This window comes from Candidatus Eisenbacteria bacterium (assembly GCA_016235265.1).
Taxonomy (GTDB): domain Bacteria; phylum Eisenbacteria; class RBG-16-71-46; order RBG-16-71-46; family JACRLI01; genus JACRLI01.
The window spans coordinates 65,951-88,631 of the sequence record JACRLI010000001.1; the positions used below are offsets into that span (position 1 = coordinate 65,951).

Consider the following 22,681-nt stretch of genomic DNA (forward strand, 5'->3'; position numbering starts at 1 on the left):
CCCCGGTCGCCCACGCGCAGGTCCTTGCGCGCCACGTCCTCGAAGTTGTGCAGCGTGGCGCGCGCGATCACGATGCCACGCAGGCTCACCGGCTCCAGCACCGCCACGGGCGTCACCTGGCCCATGCGCCCCACCTGGAACAGCACGTCGAGCAGCGTGGTCTCGGCCTCCGGGGGCGGGTACTTGAACGCCACGCCCCACCGGGGCGCCTTCGCGGTGGCCCCCAGCTCGGCGTGCAGCGCCAGCTCGTCCACCTTGATCACCAGGCCGTCGGTGTCGTACTCCAACGTGTCGCGCCGCGTCCGCCACGCCTCCACCGCCGCCAGCACCTCGTCGAGGCCCCGCGCGCGCGTGGCGAAGGGGTTCACCCGCAGCCCCGCCCCCCGCATCCCCTCCAGCGCCCCGGCCTGGGTGGTCACGCCGCGCCGCGCGGGCTCCACCAGCGTGTACGCGAAGTAGGTCAGCGGGCGGCGCGCCACCTCGCGCGGGTCGAGCAGCTTGAGCGAGCCGGCGGTACCGTTGCGGGGGTTGCTGAGCGGATCGCCGCCGGATTCCTCGCAGGCGCGGTTGTAGGCCTCGAACTCCGGCCAGGCCATGTAGCACTCGCCGCGCACCACCAGCTCCCCGCGGGCCGCGGGACCGCGCAGGCGGAGCGGCAGGGCCTGGATCGTCCTGAGATTGCCGGTGATGTCGTCGCCCTGCACGCCGTCGCCCCGGGTGGCGCCTTCCACGAACACGCCGTCCCTGTAGGTCAGGCTCACCGCCACGCCGTCAATCTTGAGCTCCACGCAGTAGTCCAGGACCTCGCGACCCGAGGCCTTGCGCAGCCGGGCGTCGAACTCGCGCAGCTCGTCCACCGAGTAGGTATTGAGCAGGCTCATCATGGGTGCGGCGTGGCGGACGGTGCGGAAGCCCTCGATGGGGCTGCCGGCCACGCGCTGCGTCGGCGAGTCGGGCGTGACCAGCGCGGGGTGCGCGGCCTCCAACTCCTGCAGGCGGGACATCAGCCTGCTCCGGACGGAAACGTGGATCTTGCCGCCCAACGGCGAGGTGCTCTCGCCCCAGGCGTAGTCAACTCCCAGCAACCCCAGGCGCGTGGGCACCCGCACCCCGCCGCCGTAGCCCAGGCGGACCAGGTTCACGGCGGCGTAATCGCCGCCGGCCGCGAACTCCAGGCGCACGAAGCCCGCGTCCAGGAACACGAACGCGTAGCTGCCGGCCTCGCCGGCCAGCCAGCGCCACTCGGCCGAGGCCAGGCCCACCACCGGGCCGCGGAACTGCTGCTCGCGATAGCCTCGCAGCGTGGTGGCCCCGCCGAGCAGGTACTGGCGGTACGCCGGCGCGGGGTGCTCCGGGGAGCGCAGGCCGCGCGCGAACCCCCGCAGCGCCACCACCCGGCCCGCGCCCGCCGGGCGCAGGTAGGCCTCCGCGTCCAGCTCGTCCTCCCGCAGCGTGCCCCCCTCGGCGCCCCCGGCGCGGAACTCCCGCGAGCGCGAGCCGAAGCTGCTCCGCAACCTAAGCAGGATCCCCCCGGTCGGCGCAAGGGGGTCGTCCCGCCGGTCCCACTCGAGCGACACCCGCAACCGGGAGATGCGCTCCACCAGCACCGGTCCCACGCCCGCCACCACTCGCTCCCACTCCGCCCCCACCGTGGCCAGCGCGAACGGAAACACCTCCGCCTCGAGTCCCGCCCGGACCCGGGTCTGGGTGTACAGCGTGTCCTCCAGGTGCTGCCCCAGCCCGCCCTCCAGCGTGAGCGGGCTGCCGAACACCATGGGTTCGCGGGCCGCCAGCTCGTAGTCGGTCACGCCATTCCCGCGAGCATCCAGCCGGAACCGGCCGGAACGGCCACCCCCCAGGTTCTGCAGCTGCAGGTCGAACAACCCGGTCAGCGTGTGGCTTTCACTGGACCAGCCGATCACCCCCTGGGCCGAGCTGGTGCCGCCCTCGTGCACCCGGTAGCGGAGGGTGCCCGATCCACCGCCGGCCAGCAACCCGGCGTCCGCGCGGTCGAACGCCCCGAGCCGGCGCAGCCGCCACACCGCGTGCTCCACGCGCGAGCGGTCGAATATCTCACCCACCCGCAGACCCGCCTGCCGCAAGACCCGGAGGGTGTCGGTGCGGGTGACGCCCTCCACTTCGAGGCGCGCCAGCCGGACCTCCGGACCCTCGTCCACCGCGTAGCGGAAGCTCAGTCCCCCCGGCCCCTCCGCGAAGTCCTGGGGCCGCAGCGAAGCGTACGGATGCCCTCGCTCGGCGTAGGCGTCCAGGATGCGCGCCACGTCGCGCTCCAGCGCGCCGGGGCCGAAGGCGGCTCCCGGGCGCAGTTCCAGCGACGGGCGCAGCGCGCCCCAGTCGAGCGCCGCGGCACCCAGCACGGCAAACGAATCCACCCGTGCGGCCGGGCCCTCCTCCACCCGCACCCGCACCTCCGGCCGCGCGGAGTCGCCCTCCAGCCACAGCCGCGCCGAGGCCGCCAGCCGGCCGACTTCGCGGTAGCGGCCCAGCAGCGCGTCCAGCCCCGCGGAAGCCGCAAGGCTGTCAAAGGCCAGTCCCGCCACCAATCCCAGGCGCGCCCGCACCTCCGCCGTGGACAGCACCCGGTTGCCCTCCACCCGCACGCTCTCCACGCGCGGCGACGTCGCGGCCGCCCCCGGGCCGGCAGCCGCGAACCCGAGACAGATGGCGGCATACGTCATCCAACCGCGGCCCCGCAGCCCCGTGGCGGCCGGCATCCGCTTGCGGCCCCGGGGCCGCGCCTCGCGCATCGCGCGCATTTCCCATGCACCCGGCATTAGAACAGCGCCCTCATCTCGAAGCGGGCCGTCTCCGTCCAGCGTCCGCCGTCGGGCCGGGTGCCGTGGGCCAACACCGACGCCTGCACCGCCGCGTGCACCTGCAGCGTGACGGCGAGGTCGTGCTCGAAGCGGCTGCGCAGGATGGACCCGAAGTTGTCGAAGCCCGGGCCGATGCCGCCCTCCTCCGTCACCTTCACCCGCAGCGCGCGCAGTTCCGCGCGGAAGCGTCCGGCGCGCGAGTACGTGAGGCCGGGACCCAGCTCCAGCTGGCGGGACGACGAGCCGCGCCCGGCGTCCTCTTCCGAGAGCAGCCTCGCGTTGAGCCCTCCCGACCACTGCGGGCCCGGAACCCAGCGCAGCCCCAGGGTGCCATCGAACCCCCGCGTGGCGTAGCGCGCCTCCGCGCCGGGCGAGCCCAGGGCCGTCTCCCGCCGGCGCCAGCGCCCCTCCACCTCCAGGCTGGTGCCCGCCCGGCCCGCCAGGCGCAGGCGCGCCGACTCGGTGCGGCCGCGGCGCGCCTGTCCGTACGTGGAGTACTGCCGGTCCGCGCTGCCCGTCCACTCGTGGCGCAGCCGCAGGCCCAGCCGGCCCTGGCCGTCGTTCCATTCCAGGTCCTGGCGGAACACGGCATTGCCGCTGAGCACGTTGGGATCGTCGGGGATGGAGCCCGGCCACGGCAGCAGGCTGCTGCCCGCGGCGCGGCGCACGCTCTGGCTCGCCTGCGCCTCGGTGCGGGCGGCGAAGTGGCGCAGCCAGTCGGAGCGGCCGGCCCGCTCCCCGGACCACTCCAGGCGGGCGTTGAGCGCCACCAGGTTGGCGGCCGTCTCCAGCGCCGTGTCAAAGGTGTTCACGGTGTAGTCGCCGCGGCCGGTGTAGGTGCCCAGGCTGTCGTAGGAGCCCAGGCCCGGGCCGACGTAGATCACCTGGCGGGCGCGGGCCGCGGTGCGCGCGGTGCCGATGTCGTAGCGCGCCTCGCCCTCGAGCGAGGAGCGGTGAAGCAGGAACTGCAGCTGCGCGTTGCGCGTGGCGCCCAGGCTGTCCGCGCGGCCCGCCAGCGTGCGCTGGCTCAGCGTGGCGTTGAGCCCCCAGTCGGGGCTGCCCGCGTACTGCAAACCCACGCGCTGCGTGGACGAGCGCAGCGGCTGGGCGGCGGTCGCGAGCCCGGGCCCGAAATCCCGCCTCCAGGCCTGGGCCGCCTCGGCCGCCACGCCGCGCGCCGAGGCCCACCGCAGGGACACGCCCGCGTCGTCCCAGCCGGAGCGCTCCTGCCCCGCCGAATCGCGCGCCAGGTCGTGGCTCCAGTGCGCCTCGGGTCGCCACTTCCCGCCCGTCCACGAAACCGCTGCGCGACCCCGCCGGCGCGAGCCCGCGTCCGCGCCCGCGCTGTCCCGGTTCGTCACCGACGCCCACTGCAGCTGCCAGCCCAGGCGGCCCTGCCGCTCGCCGGAGCAAGTCAGCCGGCGCGCCTGCCGCCCCGACTCCGTCCGCCACGAGCCCACTTCCAGCCCCGCGGACACTCCCGCACCGGGACGCGCGCGCAGCGCCGAGGTGATCACGGTGCGCCCGCGCGTCCGGTCGGCCGGGGACAGGTTCCACTCCTCCTCCACGAACGGGTCCAGCGTGCGCCCCAGCGGCTCGAACGACTCCGCCTCCCTCCGGGCGCGCACTTCCAGCTCCACCCGTCCCGGCTGGGGCACCGCCGAACCCGGCGGGATCGGAAGGCCGGATCCGCCCACCCCCAGCGGGACCCCGCCACCCACAGGAGCGCCGGCGCCCGTCCCCGCGCCCGGGACCTCCGTGGGGCGGCCCAACAACAGTCCGAGGTTCCAGGCCCCCCCCGTGCCCTGCGCCCCGCCGGCCAGCAGGTTCGCTCGCTGCAGGCTTACCGCGCCCTCGCCCTCCACGCGCAACCGGCCGTGGGACACTCCGCCGGCCAGGGCCGCCACGGCGTGCGAGGCCGGCACCGGCAGGAGCCTGCCGGGCACGTAGGCGCCCCGGCCCGACCCGCGCCATGCGTAGGCCAGGCCACCGGCCACCAGGGAATCCGAGTAGCTGCCCGAGCCGTCGCGCGCGAGCATGAAGTCCACCTGGTACTCGCCGGAGTCGCGTCCCACGTACTGAAAGTGCTCCTGGCCGGAGCCCGCGCCGATCCGGGCGTAGTCGCCCTTGCCGGCGCCCACGAAGTGCGCCCCGTCGGTCTGCACCGTGCCTCCGGGTGCGGCGCGCTTGAGCGCTTCGAGATCCTCCGGCGACAGGGCCGCCCCCAGGGGGCGCGAGGGGTCGTCGGCCTCGCGCAGCCAGGTGAACCCCAGCCGGCCGCTGCGGCCGGCGTCCCAGCCCAGGCGCACCGCGGCCACGTTGCGGCGGAACTGGTCGGCCGCGTACTGGTAGTCCACCGCGATGCGGGAGCCGGGATGGATGGGCCGTCGCGCGGTGAAGCTGACCTCCCCCCGGGAGTAGTCCACGGTGTAGTCCGCCCCGTCGCCGCGGGCCATCCGCGCGCCGTCCAGCCACACCTGCTCGGTGCCCGGCACCACGGCGATGCCGGTGCGGCCGGACGGGTCGGTGAGCCGGTAGGGCCCCTGCCGGCCTTCCTCCCCCGGGAACTGCCGCGACAGGAACACGCCCTTGCCCAGCGCGGCGGCGGCCTCCACGTCCGCGCCACCCAGGCGCACCCTGCCGCGGGCCCCCTGCACGGTGCGCTGCATGGAGGCGTATCTTCCCGCGTCGAGGCGCAGGTCGAAGTCCCCCAGGCTCGCGCCGAACGTGGGGCTCTTGAGCTCCACCACCACCTTGTCGAGATTGCCCAGGTCCTGCGTGCGCCCCTCGGGAGTGAGCGGGAGGTTGCGGTCGGAGAGGATGGCCACCACGCCCACGTCGCTGCCGATCTCCCCGCCCAGGGAGAGATCCAGGGACTGACGCACCGCGAGGTCGCGGTTGGTGCCCACTTCGAAGGCCAGGGTCTTGCTGCCGGAGAGGGAGAACTTCCCGAGCGCCTCGCCTCCCGCGGCCGCGGGAGCCCGCGCGCCCGCCACGGCGGCGGTGGTGGGCGGCGCCCCCCGCTCCCCCGCGGCGGCGGACGATCCCGGATCTGCGGCGCCCGGATCGGCGGCCGACCAGATACCCCGGTACTGGTAGATGTCGGCCAGGGGAACGGGAAGGAAGCGGTAGCGCACCCGGACCCGGGAGGAATCCGGCGGGCGGCGCAGCAGCAGCAGCCGGGCGGGGTCGCCCTCCAGGCGGTACCCGGCGCCGCGCGCCAGCGGGACGCCGTCCACCCACACGCTGTCGGTGCCGGCCAGCAGCCGGCGATCGGGAAGCGTGGCCACGGAGTCCGCTCCCCGCCACCGCAGCTCGAGGTCTCGCCGCCCCAGGCCGCGCTCCAGCACCACGCCGGCGACCGGCTGCGCCGCCGCGGGCGGGGTCATGGTCCACGAGAGCGCCACCAGCGCCAGCCCGGCCAGCGCCGGGAACCAGGGCGCGGGCCGGTGGCCGGTTCCCGTGGCGCGACTAGCGCGCGCCCGCGGGTCGGGCCGGGACACCCGGCATCCGGAAGACGAGGACAACGTGCGCTCCCTGGTCCGCCACGGCCAGCCGGTCTCCGCCCCAGGCCACCGCGACCGGCTCCTCGAACGGGTGGGTGCCGTCCCCTTCGAGCACCGCCTGGGCCTGACCGGAGGCCGAGAAGACGGTGACCCGGCGCAGGCCCGGGTCGGCCACCGCCACCCGGCCGTCCGCGGCCACGGCCACGCCGAAGGGCCGGGAGGCAGCGAGACTCTCCGGGGCGGCCTCGAATTCCGACACGTAGCCGCCCGCGGCGTCCAGGCGCACCACGCGCCGGCGCGCCTCGTCGGCCACCCACACGGAGCCGCGCGCATCCACGCACGCGCCCGCGATGCGGCGGAACTGGCCCGGGCCGTCCCCGAAGCCGCCCCAGGCGGCCAGGGAATCGCCCGACGCGGAGTACACCAGCAGCGACTGGGTCTCGCGGTCCGAGAGGAACAGGCGACCCGCACCGTCCACGGCCATGGCCACCGGGCGGTGGATTCCGAGCCCGCCGGCGGCGCCGCGGGCGTCGAGCAGCACGCCCTCCGGCTCGCGGCGGGCGTCGAGGGTCTGCACCCGCCCGCCCGAGGTGTCCAGCACGTACACCCGCGTCCCGCGGTCGGCCACCACGGCGCGCGGGTCCACGAACCTGCCGGGTTCGAAGCCGAACCCGCCCCGCTCGCCCACCAGGACCAGCCCGGCGTCGAATTCCAGGATCCGGTGGTTGCCGCGGTCGGCCACGAACAGATGTCCGAAGGCATCGAATGAAATCCCCGCGGGGCGCTGGAAGCGCCCGGGCTCCGAGCCGCGCCCGCCCAGGCGCGCCACGGGCGCGGAGGTGTCCCCGGGGGAGATGGAATTGGCGCCGGAGGGTGGCGCCTCGGACTGCACTGCGGACTGCGTTTCGGACCGCGCTGCGGGGGTTGCGCCCCACGCGCCGGCGGCGACGCAGGCCGCCAGCGCGCCCGTGAGGGCGAGGCGGCTCAGAAGCCCGCGGACCACACCAGGGCGGGTGAGCCGTCGGCGCGGAGCGCCACGGACGGCACCACGTCCCAGACGCCCAGCTTCTCACCGCGTGCGCGGCGCGGCCGCAGGGCGTCGGCCGCCGAGAGCAGGTGATTGGCCACCACCGCACCGAACGCGAAGTTCCCGTTGCGGTTGGCGCTCAGGCCTGACTTGAGGATCTTGAGGTACTCGATACGGCTGGCGTTGGTGTCCCAGTTCCAGCCATCGGAACCCGAGTAGCTGTTCAGGCGAACGAAATTCCGGATCAACTCCAGGCGCCGCGCGGGATCGGCCTCCCCGGCGTAGATCGCCTCGGCGTTGAACAGCACCACCGCCCGGTTGAACTCGTCGCTGTTGAGGAACGAGCCCACGTCGCGCTCGTAGGTGGCGCCCTTGCCGTCCACGTCCACTCGCGCGTGCAGCTTCGCGTACAGCACCTGGCTGTCGTGGCGCAGCGCAACCTGCCGGCGGAACGTGATGTAGGATATCCAGCCCGCGGCCTCCACCCCGCCGAACACCGCGGCCATGCGCGTGTCGCCGAGCTTCGACTGCCCCCAGCCCGGCAGCAGCAGCGACATCAGCGCGGCGCGTCCGCGGGTGGTCTCCGCGCGGGCCGGCTCCGGGCGCAGCGCGCCCGCCAGGCACGCGAAGGCCAGGCACGCGCACACCGACCGCATACCCACGCCCCACCGGGCCCAGGGCCTCACCACAGGCTCCGGGTGAATACCACCGAGCCCCGGTGGTCGAACGGCTGCAGGTCCACCTTCATGCGTACCCCCAGGGGCAGCTCGCGCTGGAATTTCCGCGCATTCCGGTACGCGTCGAACGCGCTCACGACATGGTTCAACAGCACTCCCGAGAGAATCGTGTTGGCGTGCTGGAGCAGGCGGTTCCCGTCGTCCCGCCGCTTCACGAAGGCGTCGCGCTCGGCGCTGGCCCCGGCCTCGCCGGCCGGCGAGAAGTCGCTCCACCCATACACCAGGTCCGCGTCCGTGGCCAGCGCGTTCAGGTACTCGGAGCGGTTGTCCCGCTTCCAGGCCCGCAACTCCTGGGCCTTCTGCTCGATGGTGGCCGGCGCCAGCTTGCCGCTGGCGTTGGCCTCGAAGGCGTCCACGCTGAAGGCGCTGCCGGCCATGCGCTCGGCGGAGGCCTGCCGGTCCCGCCCGCCGGAACGCAGCCCCTGGTACGCGAACCACAGCCCCGCTTCCAGGCCCAGCATCACGTAGCCGCGCAGTTGCCGGTTGCGGATCTGCGCGAGGCCCGGCAGCACCGCCGAGAGCATCACCGCCTGGCCCGGCTTGAGCGGTCTGCGCGGCTCGAAGTCGGCGGTGGTGAATCGCGCGGTATCCGGCGACTCCAGCGCGCGCTCGAACAGCGCCACCGCCTCGTCCGGGCGCAGCCGCTCGGCCACCCAGGAATCCACTCCCCCCGCCAGGGACGCCGCGGGCGCGGGGCCCGTTCCGGGCTCCGGCACGGCTCCCAGGGGCACACTGGCCCCCGCCGCTCCAGAGGCGAGGGCCAGCACAAACGTGACCGCGAGCGTGCGGACGAGACGGTGTCGCACCACTGGTCGCTCCCGAAAGGCCGGCGCGGGCCCGGCCTAAAACTTCACGGTGAGGCTGAACTTCTTCACGCGCTCCGAGTACGCCTGGGGCACGGAGGCGAAGTCCACCTGCAGCTTGCTGAGCAGGATGCCCAGCCCGTACGTCACGGACGAGATCTGCCCGCCGGGATCGTGGATGAACCCGAGACGTCCCGCCAGGGTGCCCGCCGCCAGCACTTCCGCGCCCACGTGCCAGTGGATCGGCTCGCTCGGGACATCGATCACGTTGCCCGCCGAGTCCGTCGCCCCCTGCGTGGGGATGATGAACTTCTGCGCGTTGATCGCGGCGGTGACGGCGTAGCCCTCCTGCAGCTGCACCCGCGCCGAGAAGCCGGTGTTGATGTTGCGCGGCAGCGGGTCGGAGTTGGCCTGGTCCACGAACGAGATGCTGGGGCCGAGGTTCTGCAGCACCGAACCGATGGACAGCTCCACCGCGCGCCCGCCGATGTGCACCGTGTCGCGGGCCAGCACGCCGATGTCCGCGGCCACCGACGAGCCGGTGCCGTTCACGCTGTTGCTGGTGGCCACACCCGACTGCAGCAGCGCGTAGCCCGGCGCCAGGTCCACGTACAGCAGCTTGACGCTGAAGCCGAAGGCGATATTCCTGCTGATCGCGGTGCCGAAGGAGAGCATGGGCGCCAGCTCGTAGCTGCTGAACGTGCCCACCGAGTCCGCGCCACCGGTGGGGTTTTCCCTGCTGATGGTGCTCACCCCGTAGGAGAGGTAGGTGACGCTCCCGCCGAACGTGCCCCAGCTGTGGCTGTTCTTGAGGTACGCCAGGTACATGTGGAACACGTCGTCGGCCAGGCCGGGCACCAGCTTGGCGTAGTTGGTCATGGCCTCGGTGTGCTCGATGAAGCCCAGGCCGGCCGGATTGAACCACAGCGCGGAGGGGTCATCCGCGATGGACACGAAGGCGCGACCCATGCCGTCGGCGCGCGCGCTGGGGGTGATGAACAAGGACGCTCCCCCGCCACCCTGCTGCGCGGCCGCGGGCACCGCCGCGGCCACCAGGATCAGCGTGAGAAGCGCGAACCGCGGGAACCAGCTGCGCATGAAATCCTCCTGACGGGTGATTCGAAGGGCCGGGCGGCCTGGGCGGAACCCCGGACCCGGAACCATTCAGTTTTGATTATACCAATTACCCGGGAGATCCGCTCTCAGTTCCCCAGGACCACGATCTTCCCGATGGCCTTCGACAACTGGCCACCGCTGTCCCGGGTCTCCACCTGGACCAGGTAGGTGCCGTTGGCCACCCGGTCCCCGTCCTCGTCCTTCAAGTCCCAGCTGAAACGGTTCCTGCCGGGCACCATGGCGCCCCGGAGGGTGCGAATGCGCCGCCCGGAGACAGTCAGAAAGTTCAGCACCGCGTCCCCGGCGTCGCCGTACTCGAAGTACACGTCCGTGGCCCCTCCGCTCCGCACCGGGTTCGGATAGTTGAACAGGTTGCGGATTTCCAGCGGCACGCCGCCCGCCACCGTGAACGTGAGCGTGACGGTCTTGCGGTGCCTGCCGGACTCGATGGCCGCCGCCTGGTTGCTCGCGGCGGACACCAGCAGGGTATGCGCTCCCGGCTCCAGGGCCGGCAGCGCGTAATCCACGGTCCCTTCGGTGTAGCTGTCGAGGTTGTACGTGAACCGCTCGTTCAGGATGACCCGCCGGCCGTTGTCCACGGACAGGTACACGCTGTTGAGGGGCTGCTGGCCCAGGTAGATGCCATGGGGGCTGGACGCCTGGATGTGCACCACGGCCCCCGGCTGGACGTCCTTGAGGCCCCCCTCCAGGGTGACGCTCAGGCTCGGCCCGCTGTCGTCGTCCGCCGCGGTGCCGGTCAGGACCGTGAAAGAGTCGGATCCGGAGGCGTCGGCCACCAATCCTCCCGCCTCAAACCCGTGACCGTACACACGGATGCGGGCGTTGGCCCCCCTCTTGGCCGACGCCGGCATCCAGAACGTGACGCTGCCCCGCCCGTTACGTATGGTACCCGCTCCCCGGAAAATAGTTCCCGAGGGCAGGCGGTAATCCAGGGGCAGGTAGTCGGCCACCGCAAACGGCGAGAGCGGGTCGATCTTGCGCACGATCGGGGGCTCGGACACCTCGATCGAGTCGGTGCCGTTGAAGTCGGTGTTCACCTCGCTGGAGCCCCATCCGCGGTACACCGTGAGGGGCACGGTCACGCGCTCGCCCTGGCGCAGCGTGTCGGGCAGGGCATCCAGGCGCACCTCGTGCCGGGGCGCTCCCAGCACCAGCGCCGGGTCGCCCTGCAGCACGTACTTGCTGTTGTTGAAATGCGCCGGGAAGTTCGTCTTCCCCTCGACCACCGCCAGGCCCACCGGGTGGCCCAGGCGCCCGTCGCGGGTGTCGAAGAGGCTCACGATGATGGAGTCCTCCATGGGGACGCTGTAGTCGGAAACCGCCAGCTGGGTGGCGGCGAAGGCGGTCATGGCCCCGCCACCCTTGATCTTGATCAGGGACTCCGCGAGGCCGTCCTGGTCGAACGCGTCCACCTTGCCCACGGTGCATGAGGCCACCAGGAACCACCACAGCCGCTTCCCGTTGTGCACGCTGCCCAGGTCGGCCACGGAGAACAGCTTCTCGTTGCCGATCTGGATGGGGTTGCCGTGCCCCACGTAGGTCACCACCAGCGCGCCCTCGTTCATGGACTCCACGTAGGAGCGCTCCGCACCCGGCTTGTTGCACAGGTCCCCGGTGGCGCCGTACGGGTATTCCAGGAGGTACACGCGCACCATGTCCAGCGCCGCGGGGAAGAACGAGCGGGCCATTTCCTCGGACTGCTGGGTGTGCTTGTAGCCGATGTTGTCCACCTGCGCACACAGGTACAGGTCGTCCGCCCCCAGCAGCACGCGGTTCCGCCACGTGCCCAGCTCGGGGGCCTGCTCGTAGGCGATGGTCTTCTCACGCACCAGCATCCGGGCCTGTTCCGCGTTGGCCGCCGGGAGCCGGCCCACGGCGAACGCCAGCGACTGGTCGGACAGCACATCCGCAAACCAGTCGTCGGTGCCGTACTGGATGAAGTCCCCGGTCTGGAAGGAGTTCTCGTACATCGGCACGAAGTTGGTCACGCCGTCCGCGTTGGGCGCGCGGTGGGCGCGGTTCTTGAAGTCGTTGCTGGCGTCACCCAGCAGCGTGAGGTAGCTCAGCGGGGAGCCGCTCCAGTTGCGGAACGCGTAGCGGGCGAAATTCCTCAGCGCGGTGGGGTCGAACCGGCCCCCCGAGAACTCGTCGTACACCTGCTGGATCCCGGTGACCGCCACCCGGGGGCTGGCGAAGCCCTGGAGATGACCCCGCCGCCACGCCCCCAGCTCCTCGGCGTACTGGAGGAACCCGTCGTAGCTCACGATGATGTCGTCCGCCCCGCGCGCCAGATCCTTGAGGTAGGCGCCGCCGGACACGCTGCGCCCCAGGTAGGCCGCCCGCTCGATCCGGGCGGGGTGCATCCGCGCCCCCGGCTCCACCACCTGGTAGGCGCGCCTGCCCCCGGCCGCCTCCGCGAAGAACCCCGCCTCGCCGCCCGTGATGCGCCGGACGGAGGCGAAGTTGCCGATGGAGTACACCTCGCGCGAGCCGCTGAAGCCCTGCATCGAGTAGCCCAGCGCGCCCACGCTGTCGGGCGCCCGGAAGAACAGCGCGCCCTGTTGCGCCTTCAGGAGGCGGCGATACAGCACGTCGAAGTAGCCCAGCAGGATCTCGTCCTTGAACGGCGCCGCGGTGGTGACGCGAATGGTGAACTGGTTGGTCGGAGCGCTGGGGTGGAACTTCCCGAACAAGTCGTTCAGGAGGTTGTTGTACCAGAGGGCGGTCCCGATGCGGGTGCCCCGGTTCGCGTCCCCCAGCTCGGCGTTGTGGTAGTAGCCCGCGTACGGCGATCCCCACAGGCGCATGCGGACCTGGGCGTCCGCGCTGGTGTCGGCGTCGAGCAGCACGAACGGCTCGGCCGGCAGAAGGAATCCCGGGGATTCGTTGGTGTACTTCTCCCACCACCACTTCTCCCAGCGCTGGAAGGTCTCGCTGGTGCTGTACACGTCCGGGTAGTACAGCGAGGAGTTGTCCTCCTCGAAATGCAGCCGCGCCGGCACCCGGTCGAACGTGGCCGCCACCTGCGCCGCCCCGAGGCTGGCCACGCGCGTCATGCGGCGCGGCGGGTCCGGGAAGCGTGAGCCCGCCCCCCACGTGAGCCAGTACACGTTTTCGTCGGTGAACTCGTTGCGCAGGTACTCGCTGGTGGAGTCGCTGGCGGTGGTGTCGGCGTGGAACTCCTCGGGGAAGCCCTGCGTGGCGGTGGCGTAGAACACCACCTTGTCCCCGACCTGGAAGCCGCGCGAGACGGTGATCGGGGCGTCCGCCGCGTCCCGGGTCTCGCAGTCCACCTCGGCCATGAAACACGAGTCGCAGTCCTGGTCCTCGGGCAGCGGGATGCCCGCTTCGGCCCCGGTGAACACGCGCACCGTGGTGGGATCCAGCGACGCGATCTCCGGAGCCTGCAGGCCGGCCGCCTGCAGATCGGCCTGGCCCACCTCGTAGATGCCGCGCCGCGTGAGGCGCATGCGCAGCCACGGCCCGGTGCTGGCGCTGAAGAACGCGGGGCCGTCCAGGGGGTTGTCCATGCGCGGCCCGGCGGCGCGCCGGAATGCCCGGGCCGCCTCGTAGTTGAGGACCCGGCGGCGGTACATCGTTTCGAACGGATCGGCGGGATCCGCGGGGGATCCGGTCCGCCCGCCGCTCCAGCGCACTCTCACGCGCAACTCGTCGAGCGCGCGCATCGCCCCCAGGCCGGGGGCCGCCTGCACCGGGTACAGCTCGATCCTCGCCAGGCGCTGGTTGCGCAGGATGAAGAAGCCCGCCAGCCGGCCGGCGACCTGGGGCTCGAATGAGGCCCGCGCATACGCCTGCGGCCCGGCCTCCTTGATCCACTCGGGCTGCAGCGTCCCGCGCGCGTCGCCGCGCGACGCCAGGCGCGGCTGCGGCGAGGGCACCCCGGCCCGCTGGCGCACGGCGCCCGCGGTCTCGACGTCCACTTCCACGCGCGCCCCGAACGGCACGCCCACCAGCACCGTGCGCACCGGCAGCGACGGTGCTCCCACCTCGCCCACGTTCACCGCGCCGGGCACCACCGGCCGCAGGAACACGCGCCCGCCGACCGTGTCCGGGGCCAGCGAGAGCCCTGGAACGCGGTAGACGAACTCGAAGCCGGCCGCGTCGCTGCGGATGGGCGTCAATTCCTGGGCCGCACCGACCGGCGCCGCCAGGCAAGCCAGCAGCGCCAGGAACGCGGGGAACTTGTGCCACGACTGGATCATCGAGTGAGGGCCCCTGGTTCGGGTTCCGGGGACTCGGGCGGAAGGCATGCCCGCATGGGGCGGAACGCGAGGGACGGCGTTCCGCTAGTCCGACAGCTTTTCGGCTTCGTCCACCAGCATCACGGGAATGTCGTCCTCGATGCGGTAGCGCAGCCGGCACGCGCGGCAGGTCAAGGTGGCCTTCTCGCGGTCGTACTCGAGGTCGCCCTTGCAGGCGGGACAGACCAGGATCTGGAGGAGGTCTTCGCTCAGCGCCATGGACACCCCGTGGCGGCTCCGGCCCCCGCCGACGGGCGGGCCCGGGTGCCGCAACCTTAGTAAACCGTTCCGCGGCCCGGGGTTCCCGGGCCGCGGGGGCAATCTACCACGCCTTGCCCGGGGGGGTCAACGCTGCGGGGTCCAGCGCGCTCATGCCCATGGCGAGGTACTTCTCGCGCCGGCGCCGGATCAGCTCCTCGGGGGGCATCTCCCACAGGCGCCTGAGGTTCCGGAGCACCGCCTCGCGCACCCGCTGGCGGGCCACCTGTGGATCGCGGTGGGCCCCGCCCGCCGGCTCGGGGACCACCTCGTCCACCACGCGCAGGTCCACCAGGTCCCCCGAGGTGAAGCGGAGCGCCTCGGCCGCCTCGGCCGCCTTGGTGGCGTCGGACCACAGGATCGAGGCGCAGCCTTCGGGGCTGATCACCGAGTAGAACGCGTACTCCAGCACCAGCACCACGTCCGCCACCGCGATGCCCAGCGCACCGCCACTGCCGCCTTCGCCGGTGACCACCACCACGAACGGGGCGCGCATCTGGAGCATCTCGCGCAGGTTGCGCGCGATGGCCTCGCTGATGCCCCGCTCCTCGGAGCCGATGCCGGGGTAGGCCCCCGGCGTGTCCACGAAGGACACCAGCGGCACGCGGAACTTGCCCGCCATGTGGAACATGCGCAGCGCCTTGCGGTAGCCCTCCGGATGGGACATGCCGAAGTTGCGCCGGACATTCTCCTTCACGTCCGCGCCGCCCTTCTGCTGGCCCATCCACACCAGGGGCATTCCCGAGGCCAGGCCGATGCCGGTCACCAGGCCGGGGTCGTCGCGGAAGTTCCGGTCGCCGGCCAGCTCCATGGACTCGTCGCACAGGGTGGCCACGTAGTCCAGGGTGGTGGGACGGCCGGAGTGCCGCGCCAGCTGCACCCGCTGCCACGGCGTCAGTCGCGCGAAGATCTCGCTGCGCAGCCGCTCCGCCTTGAGTTCCAGACGGCGCAGTTCCCCGCCCACTTCCAGGTTCTGGCCCTCGGCGAAGCCGCGCAGGCTCTCGATCTGAGCGTCCAGCTCGGCCAGTGGTTTTTCAAAGTCGAGTAGCGCCATGTCCTAGCGCGCGGCAGCCGCCCCGGCCCGCCGCATTCCTCCCTTGACGTGTACCCGGGACCGGCCCAGGTGACGCTCCAGTCCGGCCAGCAGCTCGGGGCAGACGGCCACCGAGTCACCGATCTGGATCTTCACCCGGCCCCCGCCCGGTTGCAGGACGTGGAAATACACCGGGGTGGGCCCGCGGCTCCCGGCGATGACTTCCTTGATGCGCTCCAGCCAGTCCTGGGCCCGCGGAGGGGACGTCAGGTCCAGGTGCAACTCCTGCGCAGTATACCGGTCCTTTGCCTCATCGAGGGAAAGAACCTCGTCCACGTACAGCTTGGGCGCCTCGTCCTCCCGGGAGGTGGTGCGGCCCCGGATCCACACCAGCGCACCCTCCGCCAGCGCGGTGCGGGCCTTCTCGAACACGTCCCCGAAGACCATGGCCTCCACGGCGCCGGTGAAGTCCTCCACGGTGGCGCGGGCCATGGGCCGGCCCTTGCGGTCGGTCCGCGTCGAGACCGTGTTCACCACCGCCACCAGGCGCACCTCGCCCGACTTCTCGCCCCCGGTGATGTCCGCGGCGGTGGCGTTGCCCATGCCGGCGACCTCGTGACGCACGCCGTTCATCGGGTGGTCGCTCAGGTAGAAACCCAGCAGGTCCCGCTCGCGCGCCAGCAACTCCCAGCTGCTCCATTCGGCCGCCTCGGGCAGCGGCGGGACCTCCTCGAACGTGGAGCCCAGGTCGGAGAACAGCGACTCCTGGCCGGGAGCCACGCGGCCAGTCCGCCCGAGGCGTTCCACGAACTTCGGGACGGCGGCCAGCATCTGCGCCCGGTGACCCCCCAGCCCGTCGAACGCGCCCGCGGCGGCCAGGCATTCCAGCACCCGCCGGTTCACCCGCTGCGCGTCCAGCCGCCGCAGGAAGTCCCACAGCCCCGCGAACGCGCCCTCCGCGCGCATCTCCACGATGGCCTCGGCCGCGCCACGGCCCACGTTCTTGATCGCCGACAGGCCGTAGCGGATGGCCCCGCCCTCCGGCGCGAAGTCCACCTCGCTGCGCGACACGTCGGGCGGGAGCACCGGCACGCCCATGCGGCGGCACTCGTCGTGCAGGATGGGCACGCGCGCGCTGTCCCCCGCTTCGCTGGTGAGCGAGGCGGTCATGAACTCCACCGGGTAGTGCGCCTTCAGCCACGCGGTGCGGTACATCAGGACGGCGTAGGCCGCGCTGTGCGACTTGTTGAACCCGTACCCGGCGAAGTGGGCCATCAGGTCGAACACCGTCTTGGCGGTGCGCTTCGGGACGTTGCGACCCTGCGCGCCCTCCAGGAACGCCTGCTCCTGCTTGTTCATCTCCTCGGGCTTCTTCTTGCCCATCGCCTTGCGCAGGATGTCCGCCTGGGCCAGCGTGAAGCCGGCCATGGACACGGCGATCTTCATCACCTGCTCCTGGTACAGGATCACGCCGTAGGTCTCGTTGAGGATCGGCTCCAGCAGCGGGTGCTCGTACACGATGCTCTTCTTGCCGTGCTTGCAGTCCACGAAGTCCTGCACCATGCCGCTGCCCAGCGGGCCGGGCCGGTACAGCGAGTTGATGGCGATCAGCTCCTCGAAGCGGTCGGGCTTGAGCCGGGTGGCGAGGTCGCGGATGCCCGCGCTTTCCAGCTGGAACACCCCCAGCGTGAGCCCCTTGCTGATCAGCTCGTACACCTTGGGATCATCCAGCGGCAGGTTCTCGAGGTCGGGACGCGCCCCGGTGCGGCGCTCCACCATGCGCAGCGCCTCCTCGATGACCGTCAGCGTCTTCAATCCCAGGAAGTCCATCTTCAGCAGCCCGAGCTTCTCGAGCGCGCGCATGTCCCACTGGGTGGTGACTTCGCTCTTGCCGGTCCGGTAGAGCGGCACCTCGTCGGTGAGCGGCCCGGGCGTGATCAGGATGCCCGCGGCGTGGATCGAGGCGTGCCGGCTCCCCCCCTCCAGCCGCCGCGCCACGCGCAGCAGCTTGCGGTGCTCCTCGCTGCGGTCGAAGGCCTTGCGCAGCTCGGGTTGCTTCTCCACTGCGCCGTCCAGCTTGATCCCCAGCTGGTTGGGCACCAGCTTGGCCACCTCGTCCACCTCGGCCAGCGGCAGGCCCAGCGCGCGCCCCACGTCGCGCACGCCGCCGCGGGCCGCCAGGGTGCCGAAGGTGATGATCTGCGACACCGAGTCCGTGCCGTACTTCTGGGTCACGTACTCGATGACCTCCTTGCGCCGCCGGTCCTCGAAGTCGATGTCCATGTCCGGCATGCTGACGCGCGAGGGGTTGAGGAAGCGCTCGAAGAGCAGTGAGAACCGGATGGGATCCACGTCGGTGATGCCCAGGCAGTAGGCCACCAGGCTGCCCGCCACCGAGCCGCGCCCCGGCCCCACCACGATGCCCCTCTCCCGAGCCGCGTGCACGAAGTCGCGCACGATCAGGAAGTAGGACGCGAAGCCGGTCTTCACGATGGTGTCCATCTCGAAGTCGAAGCGGGCTTCGATCTCGGCCCCGACGGCCGGGTAGCGCCGCTGGAGGCCTTCGAGCGCAAGGTGCCGCAGGTACACTTCGGCCTTCTCGAATCCCTCCGGCAGCGGGAACTTCGGCAGCAGGACCCGGCCCCGGGGCAGCTTCACGTCGCAGCGCTCCGCGATCTCGAGGGTAGCGTCCAGCGCGTCCGGCGCCCCCGCGAACAGCGCGCGCATCTCTTCGGCGCTCTTCACGTAGAACTGGTCGCCCGGGTAGCGCATCCGCTGCGGGTCGGTGACCAGCTTCCCGGTCTGGATGCACAGCAGCACGTCGTGGGCCTCGGCGTCCTCGCGGGTCAGGTAGTGCGCGTCGTTGGTGGCCACTCGCCGCAGGCCCAGGTCGCGGCCCAGCTTCTCCAGGCGCCGGCCCACGTAGGCCTCGGCGGGCACGCCGTGGTCCTGGATCTCGAGGAAGAAGTTCCCGCGGCCGAAGATCTCCGCGTACCGGCCGGCCGCCTCCCGGGCCCGGGACTCCTGGCCCATGGTGAGCCAGCGCTGCACTTCGCCCTTCAGGCAGGCGCTGGTGGCGATCAGGCCCTCGCGGTGCGCGTGAAGCAGGTCCAGGTCGATCCGCGGCTTATAGTAGTAGCCCTCCAGGTAGGCCTTCGAGACCAGGCGGATGAGGTTGTGGAAGCCGGTGTCGTCGCGCGCCAGCAGCACCAGGTGGTAGGAAGCATCCCCGGTCTCGCCCTTCACCTTCTCCGTGCGGGGTCCGGGGGCCACGTACACCTCGCAGCCCAGGATGGGCTTCACCCCCCGGGAGGTGGCCTCGTCGTAGAACTCCACCGCGCCGAACAGGTTGCCGTGGTCGGTCAGGGCCACCGCCGGCATCCCCAGTTCGCGCACGCGGTCCACCAGGGGCCCGAACTGGCAGGCGCCGTCGAGGAGGCTGTAGTCCGAGTGGACGTGCAGGTGGACGAAGGACGGCTTCATGCCGGTGCGCGCCGTCCCGGGCGGGGCCCGGCGCGGAATCCTTTCTCTGGCAGTGGATGCAGGTGATCGCGCAACCATGGTGCGGCAAGAGCGTCCGGCGCGCAAGGGGCACCCGGGGACGCACCCGAAGACGTGTGGCACCCGAGGACGCGCGGCTCCGGGGACGTGGGCACGCGCGAACGTGCGGCCCCCGCGGACGCGCAGCGAAAGGCACATTCCGCGCGCCCGCCGACTGCAATTCGCACCGCGCCCACCCCGCAAGTTGCGCGGCGCACGATGCGGGGAGCCCGGGCGGCGGTCCTGCCGGCACCCGTCCGCCCGCAAGTTCGCAAGTCAGAAGCGATCCCCGGGGAGCGGCGGGCATGGCACGGCTCTCGCAATACCCTGCCGTGGTCGTGGCACCCTGGTCGTCACTGTATCGCCCGATTTCGGCTCATTGACGTTACTTCACTGCTCTGCATTCATGCCGGTCGTGGCAACCACAAGGAGGTTCTGTCCATGCTGAGCCGCAAGCTCGTCCTGTTGGGCATCCTGGTCACCGCCTGTTTTGGTCTCGCGGTCACCGGGTGCGGAGACAGCAACAGCATCGTCCGCCCGCCCGTGGACGAGGCGCCGATCCCGGTTCCTGAAGGCGTCACCGCCGCGGTGGACGTCGTAAGCGGGACGGTGTCCCTGAACTGGCTGCCGAGCTCCAGCGCGAGTGTCGTCGGCTACAACGTCTACCAGTACTTCCCCTCGCCGCTGCGCGAGAACTCGTACGTCAAGCTCAACGTGGCCGCAATCGCGGGCGTGTCGCTGGTGCGGGACGAGTTCGTCAACGGTGGCGACTTCGTGGTGAAGGCGGTCTCGTCCTCGGGCAAGGAGAGCGCCGGCTCGCAGTTCGTGCATCTCGAAGCCTACACCGGCCCGCCGGACGAGCTCCGCGAGCGGTAGGAAACGAAACGCGAAACACTGCGAGGGCCTCCCGGGGAGCGATCCCCGGGGGGCTCTTGCTTTCCGCCGGACGGCCAGGCAGGCCTTCCGGGAGGTCCCCGCCTGTCCCGGGCGGGAGTGCCGATATTTCTCCGCGCCTCCGGTCGGGCGCATCCCTGCGCCCTCCAACGTCGGCTCTGAGAAATATCGGCACTCCCTCCCGGGACCGGGTCCCTTCCGCCGTCAGCCGACCGGCCGGTTGTTCTCGTCCACTGTAATGCGGCGCGGCTGGTGTTCCAGGGCTTCGCGGTCCACCAGGAGACACTCGGTGTGGAGATCCAGGCGGTCGCCGGGCTGATAGCCGGGGAGGCCTCCGACGGACACGGTGCCGCTGCCCCTCGGGGCGGGCTCGGCGTGGCATTCGAAGGCGCCGCCGCCGTGGCGCACCACTCGAATGTGCTCCCCGGGCATGATGTGGGCCGCGGCGAGGAGCTCGGAATCCACGCGCACCCGGGCCGGGCCGGCGCCGTCCACCTCCGTCACGGTGAGCCCTTCCAGGCTCGACTTGCGATACGACCTCAGCATCTGCCCTCCGGGGACCGGTCCCCGCGCGCACTGCGCGTTGACAGGCCCGCAACGCTCCCGCAAACTGCGGCCATGCTAACTTCACGCCATCGCGCCCGGCTGATCCGGGCACGCGCGCTGCTGCGCTCCGCGCAGTTGGACGCCCTGCTGGTTTGTCCTTCCGCCGATCTCGAGTATCTCACGGGCCACGCGTTCACCATGCGCGAGCGGCCGCATTTCCTGGTCATCACGCCGACGCGCGTGGCCATGCTGGCGCCCGGGCTGGAGGCCGAGGCCGCCGGTCGGGCCCTCCGGCCGATCCCCGTGTGGGGCTGGGCCGACGGCGAAAGTCCCATGCGCCTGCTCCGCGCCCGCGTGCCGCGGCTGCGCCGCGTGGCGGTGAACCCTTTGATGCGCTCCGACTGGCTGCTGGCTCTCGCCGAGACCACTCCGCGCCTGCGGGTCGGCTCCGGGGCCCCGATGCTGGAGCACCTGCGCTCCTGCAAGGAGCCCTCCGAGGTGCGCGCCCTGCGCGAGGCCGCGCTGCAGGCCGACAAGGTCATGGGCGAGGTGCGTGCGCGGCTCAAGCCGGGAGTGACCGAGGAATCGGTGGCGCAGTACATCCTGCGCCGCTTCGTGGCCCTGGGAGCGGTTGCGCCCTGGGCGCTGGTGGCCTCCGGGCCCAACGGGGCCATGCCCCACCACGACTTCAGCGACCGCAAGCTGCGCCGCGGCGACGTGATCATCGTGGACCTCGGAGCCTGCTTCCACGGGTACCAGTCGGACATCACCCGGACCTTCTTCCTCGGCAGGCCCGAACCGGAGGCGGTGAAGGTCTATGACGTGGTGCTCGCCGCGCAGTCGGCCGGCCGCGCCGCGGTGCGCGCCGGCGCCACCGGCCGCGCCGCCGACCGGGCCGCCCGAACTGTCATCGAGAAGGCCGGTTACGGCAAGTACTTCATCCACCGTCTGGGCCACGGACTGGGCATGGAGATCCACGAGGCGCCGTACCTGAGCCAGGACAACGTGGATCCGCTGCCCGAAGGCTCGGTGGTCACGGTGGAACCGGGGATCTACATTCCTGGCCGCTTCGGAATCCGGCTCGAGGACGTGGTGGTGGCGGGTCGCTCCGGCGCCCGCACCCTCACCACCTACCCGCTGGACCGCCGGCAGCTGTGAGCCGGCGCCCTGCCGAACCCACGCCGCGCGCGCTGCTGCGCGTGGCGGTCGAAGCCGCGCGCGCCGGCGGAGCCGTGCTCCGCCGGCGCTTCGGCTCCCCCCAGCGCTACTCCAAGAAGGGCGCCATCGACCTGGTCACCGCCACCGACCTGGCGTCCGAGGCGGCCATCCTGAGCGTGGTGCGCCGGCGTTTCCCCGACCACGAGATCCTGGCCGAGGAATCCGGCCGTCACGCAGCCCGGGGGAACAGCCCGCCCTACCGCTGGGTCATTGACCCGCTGGACGGCACCACCAATTTCGCCCACGGCTATCCGTTCGTGTGCACCTCGGTGGCGGTGGTGCGGGACGGCCGCGCGCTGGCGGGGGCGGTGCTCGACCCGGTCCGCGACGAGCTCTTCTCCGCGGCGCTGGGCCAGGGCGCGCGGTGCAACGGCCGGCGCATCCGCGTCTCGGCGGTGCGCCGCCTGCGCGAGGCGCTGCTGGTGACCGGCTTTCCCTACGACGTGTTCATCCGCTCCCGCAGGGTGGTGCGCGAGTTCGAGCTGTTTCTGCCGCGGGTCCAGGGCGTGCGCCGCGACGGCTCGGCCGCTCTCAACCTGTGCTACGTGGCGTGCGGCCGCTTCGACGGGTTCTGGGAGCTGCGCCTGCATCCCTGGGACGTGGCCGCGGGCAGCCTGATCGCCGCGGAGGCCGGCGCCCGCGTCACCGACTATTCCGGCGGCCGCTACGACCTGTCGGGCCGCGAGACCATCGCCAGCAACGGGCTGCTGCACGCCGCGATGAAGCGCGTCCTCCGGGACGCCTAGCCTGCATAATTCGCGAGACCATCGATTTGAGTAGAGACACGAAGGCCTCCGTGTGTTAGAAAGCGGTTGTCAACGCCACTTTCTCGCACCTCGGAGGCCTTCGCGTGTCCGACTCTACCACAAGACAGTCTGTTCTG

14 protein-coding genes are annotated in these 22,681 nt (G+C 71.9%); 3 read left to right on the plus strand and 11 right to left on the minus strand.

All coding sequences use genetic code 11. From position 1 onward, the window contains the following. The 10 genes from ligA to dnaE all read right to left on the minus strand — a co-directional run. On the minus strand, positions 1-2,768 hold a 2,768-nt coding region (ligA, locus tag HZB25_00320; protein MBI5835664.1), incomplete at its 3' end, for an NAD-dependent DNA ligase LigA. A 26-nt stretch (positions 2,769-2,794) separates the two neighbouring features. Next, positions 2,795-6,340 carry a hypothetical protein gene (locus tag HZB25_00325; protein ID MBI5835665.1) on the minus strand — a complete coding sequence of 1,182 codons (3,546 nt, stop codon included), beginning with the start codon at positions 6,338-6,340 and terminating at the stop codon, positions 2,795-2,797. Beyond that, complete coding sequence (locus HZB25_00330; protein MBI5835666.1) at positions 6,309-7,235, minus strand: NHL repeat-containing protein; 927 nt, start codon at positions 7,233-7,235, stop codon at positions 6,309-6,311. The genes HZB25_00325 and HZB25_00330 overlap by 32 nt, the downstream gene beginning before the upstream one ends. Positions 7,236-7,327: 92 nt before the next feature. Further along, positions 7,328-8,056, minus strand: a complete 729-nt coding sequence (locus tag HZB25_00335; protein ID MBI5835667.1) for a hypothetical protein — start codon at positions 8,054-8,056, stop codon at positions 7,328-7,330. Then, positions 8,053-8,913: a hypothetical protein gene (locus tag HZB25_00340; GenBank protein ID MBI5835668.1), complete on the minus strand. Its 861-nt coding sequence runs from the start codon at positions 8,911-8,913 to the stop codon at positions 8,053-8,055. Before HZB25_00340 ends, HZB25_00335 begins: the two co-directional genes overlap by 4 nt. Before the next feature lie 36 nt (positions 8,914-8,949). After that, positions 8,950-10,008 (minus strand): PorV/PorQ family protein, encoded by a 1,059-nt coding sequence (locus HZB25_00345; GenBank protein MBI5835669.1) that lies wholly within the window; start codon positions 10,006-10,008, stop codon positions 8,950-8,952. Between the two features lie 104 nt (positions 10,009-10,112). Then, complete coding sequence (locus HZB25_00350) at positions 10,113-14,270, minus strand: hypothetical protein (protein ID MBI5835670.1); 4,158 nt, start codon at positions 14,268-14,270, stop codon at positions 10,113-10,115. An 84-nt stretch (positions 14,271-14,354) separates the two neighbouring features. Further along, positions 14,355-14,528, minus strand: a complete 174-nt coding sequence (locus tag HZB25_00355; GenBank protein MBI5835671.1) for a Trm112 family protein — start codon at positions 14,526-14,528, stop codon at positions 14,355-14,357. A 103-nt stretch (positions 14,529-14,631) separates the two neighbouring features. Then, positions 14,632-15,621 (minus strand): acetyl-CoA carboxylase carboxyltransferase subunit alpha, encoded by a 990-nt coding sequence (locus HZB25_00360; protein ID MBI5835672.1) that lies wholly within the window; start codon positions 15,619-15,621, stop codon positions 14,632-14,634. Between the two features lie 3 nt (positions 15,622-15,624). Further along, positions 15,625-19,083, minus strand: coding sequence for a DNA polymerase III subunit alpha (gene dnaE, locus HZB25_00365; protein ID MBI5835673.1), 3,459 nt, complete (start codon positions 19,081-19,083; stop codon positions 15,625-15,627). A gap of 498 nt (positions 19,084-19,581) precedes the next feature. Here dnaE and HZB25_00370 point away from each other — a divergent pair, with 498 nt between their 5' ends. After that, the gene (locus tag HZB25_00370) at positions 19,582-20,016 is read left to right on the plus strand and encodes a hypothetical protein (protein MBI5835674.1); all 435 of its coding nucleotides are present in this window, start codon (positions 19,582-19,584) and stop codon (positions 20,014-20,016) included. Positions 20,017-20,238: 222 nt separating this feature from the next. Here the strand turns inward: HZB25_00370 and HZB25_00375 are convergent, their stop codons facing one another. Continuing rightward, positions 20,239-20,580, minus strand: coding sequence for an aspartate 1-decarboxylase (locus HZB25_00375; protein MBI5835675.1), 342 nt, complete (start codon positions 20,578-20,580; stop codon positions 20,239-20,241). 72 nt (positions 20,581-20,652) lie between these two features. On the opposite strand from HZB25_00375, the gene HZB25_00380 reads away from it, so the two are divergent. Together HZB25_00380 and HZB25_00385 are read left to right on the plus strand one after the other, a co-directional pair. Continuing rightward, positions 20,653-21,738, plus strand: coding sequence for an aminopeptidase P family protein (locus HZB25_00380; protein ID MBI5835676.1), 1,086 nt, complete (start codon positions 20,653-20,655; stop codon positions 21,736-21,738). 32 nt (positions 21,739-21,770) lie between these two features. Further along, complete coding sequence (locus tag HZB25_00385; protein MBI5835677.1) at positions 21,771-22,544, plus strand: inositol monophosphatase; 774 nt, start codon at positions 21,771-21,773, stop codon at positions 22,542-22,544. Positions 22,545-22,681 lie beyond the last annotated feature (137 nt).

Excerpts from the sequence above, each read along its gene's own strand:
- HZB25_00345 (MBI5835669.1), bottom strand. The coding sequence starts at position 10,008 with ATGCGCAGCTGGTTCCCGCGGTTCGCGCTTCTCACGCTGATCCTGGTG.
- HZB25_00350 (MBI5835670.1), bottom strand. The coding sequence starts at position 14,270 with ATGATCCAGTCGTGGCACAAGTTCCCCGCGTTCCTGGCGCTGCTGGCT.
- HZB25_00355 (MBI5835671.1), bottom strand. The coding sequence starts at position 14,528 with ATGGCGCTGAGCGAAGACCTCCTCCAGATCCTGGTCTGTCCCGCCTGC.
- HZB25_00360 (MBI5835672.1), bottom strand. The coding sequence starts at position 15,621 with ATGGCGCTACTCGACTTTGAAAAACCACTGGCCGAGCTGGACGCTCAG.
- dnaE (MBI5835673.1), bottom strand. The coding sequence starts at position 19,083 with ATGAAGCCGTCCTTCGTCCACCTGCACGTCCACTCGGACTACAGCCTC.
- HZB25_00370 (MBI5835674.1), top strand. The coding sequence starts at position 19,582 with ATGCTGAGCCGCAAGCTCGTCCTGTTGGGCATCCTGGTCACCGCCTGT.
- HZB25_00375 (MBI5835675.1), bottom strand. The coding sequence starts at position 20,580 with ATGCTGAGGTCGTATCGCAAGTCGAGCCTGGAAGGGCTCACCGTGACG.
- HZB25_00380 (MBI5835676.1), top strand. The coding sequence starts at position 20,653 with ATGCTAACTTCACGCCATCGCGCCCGGCTGATCCGGGCACGCGCGCTG.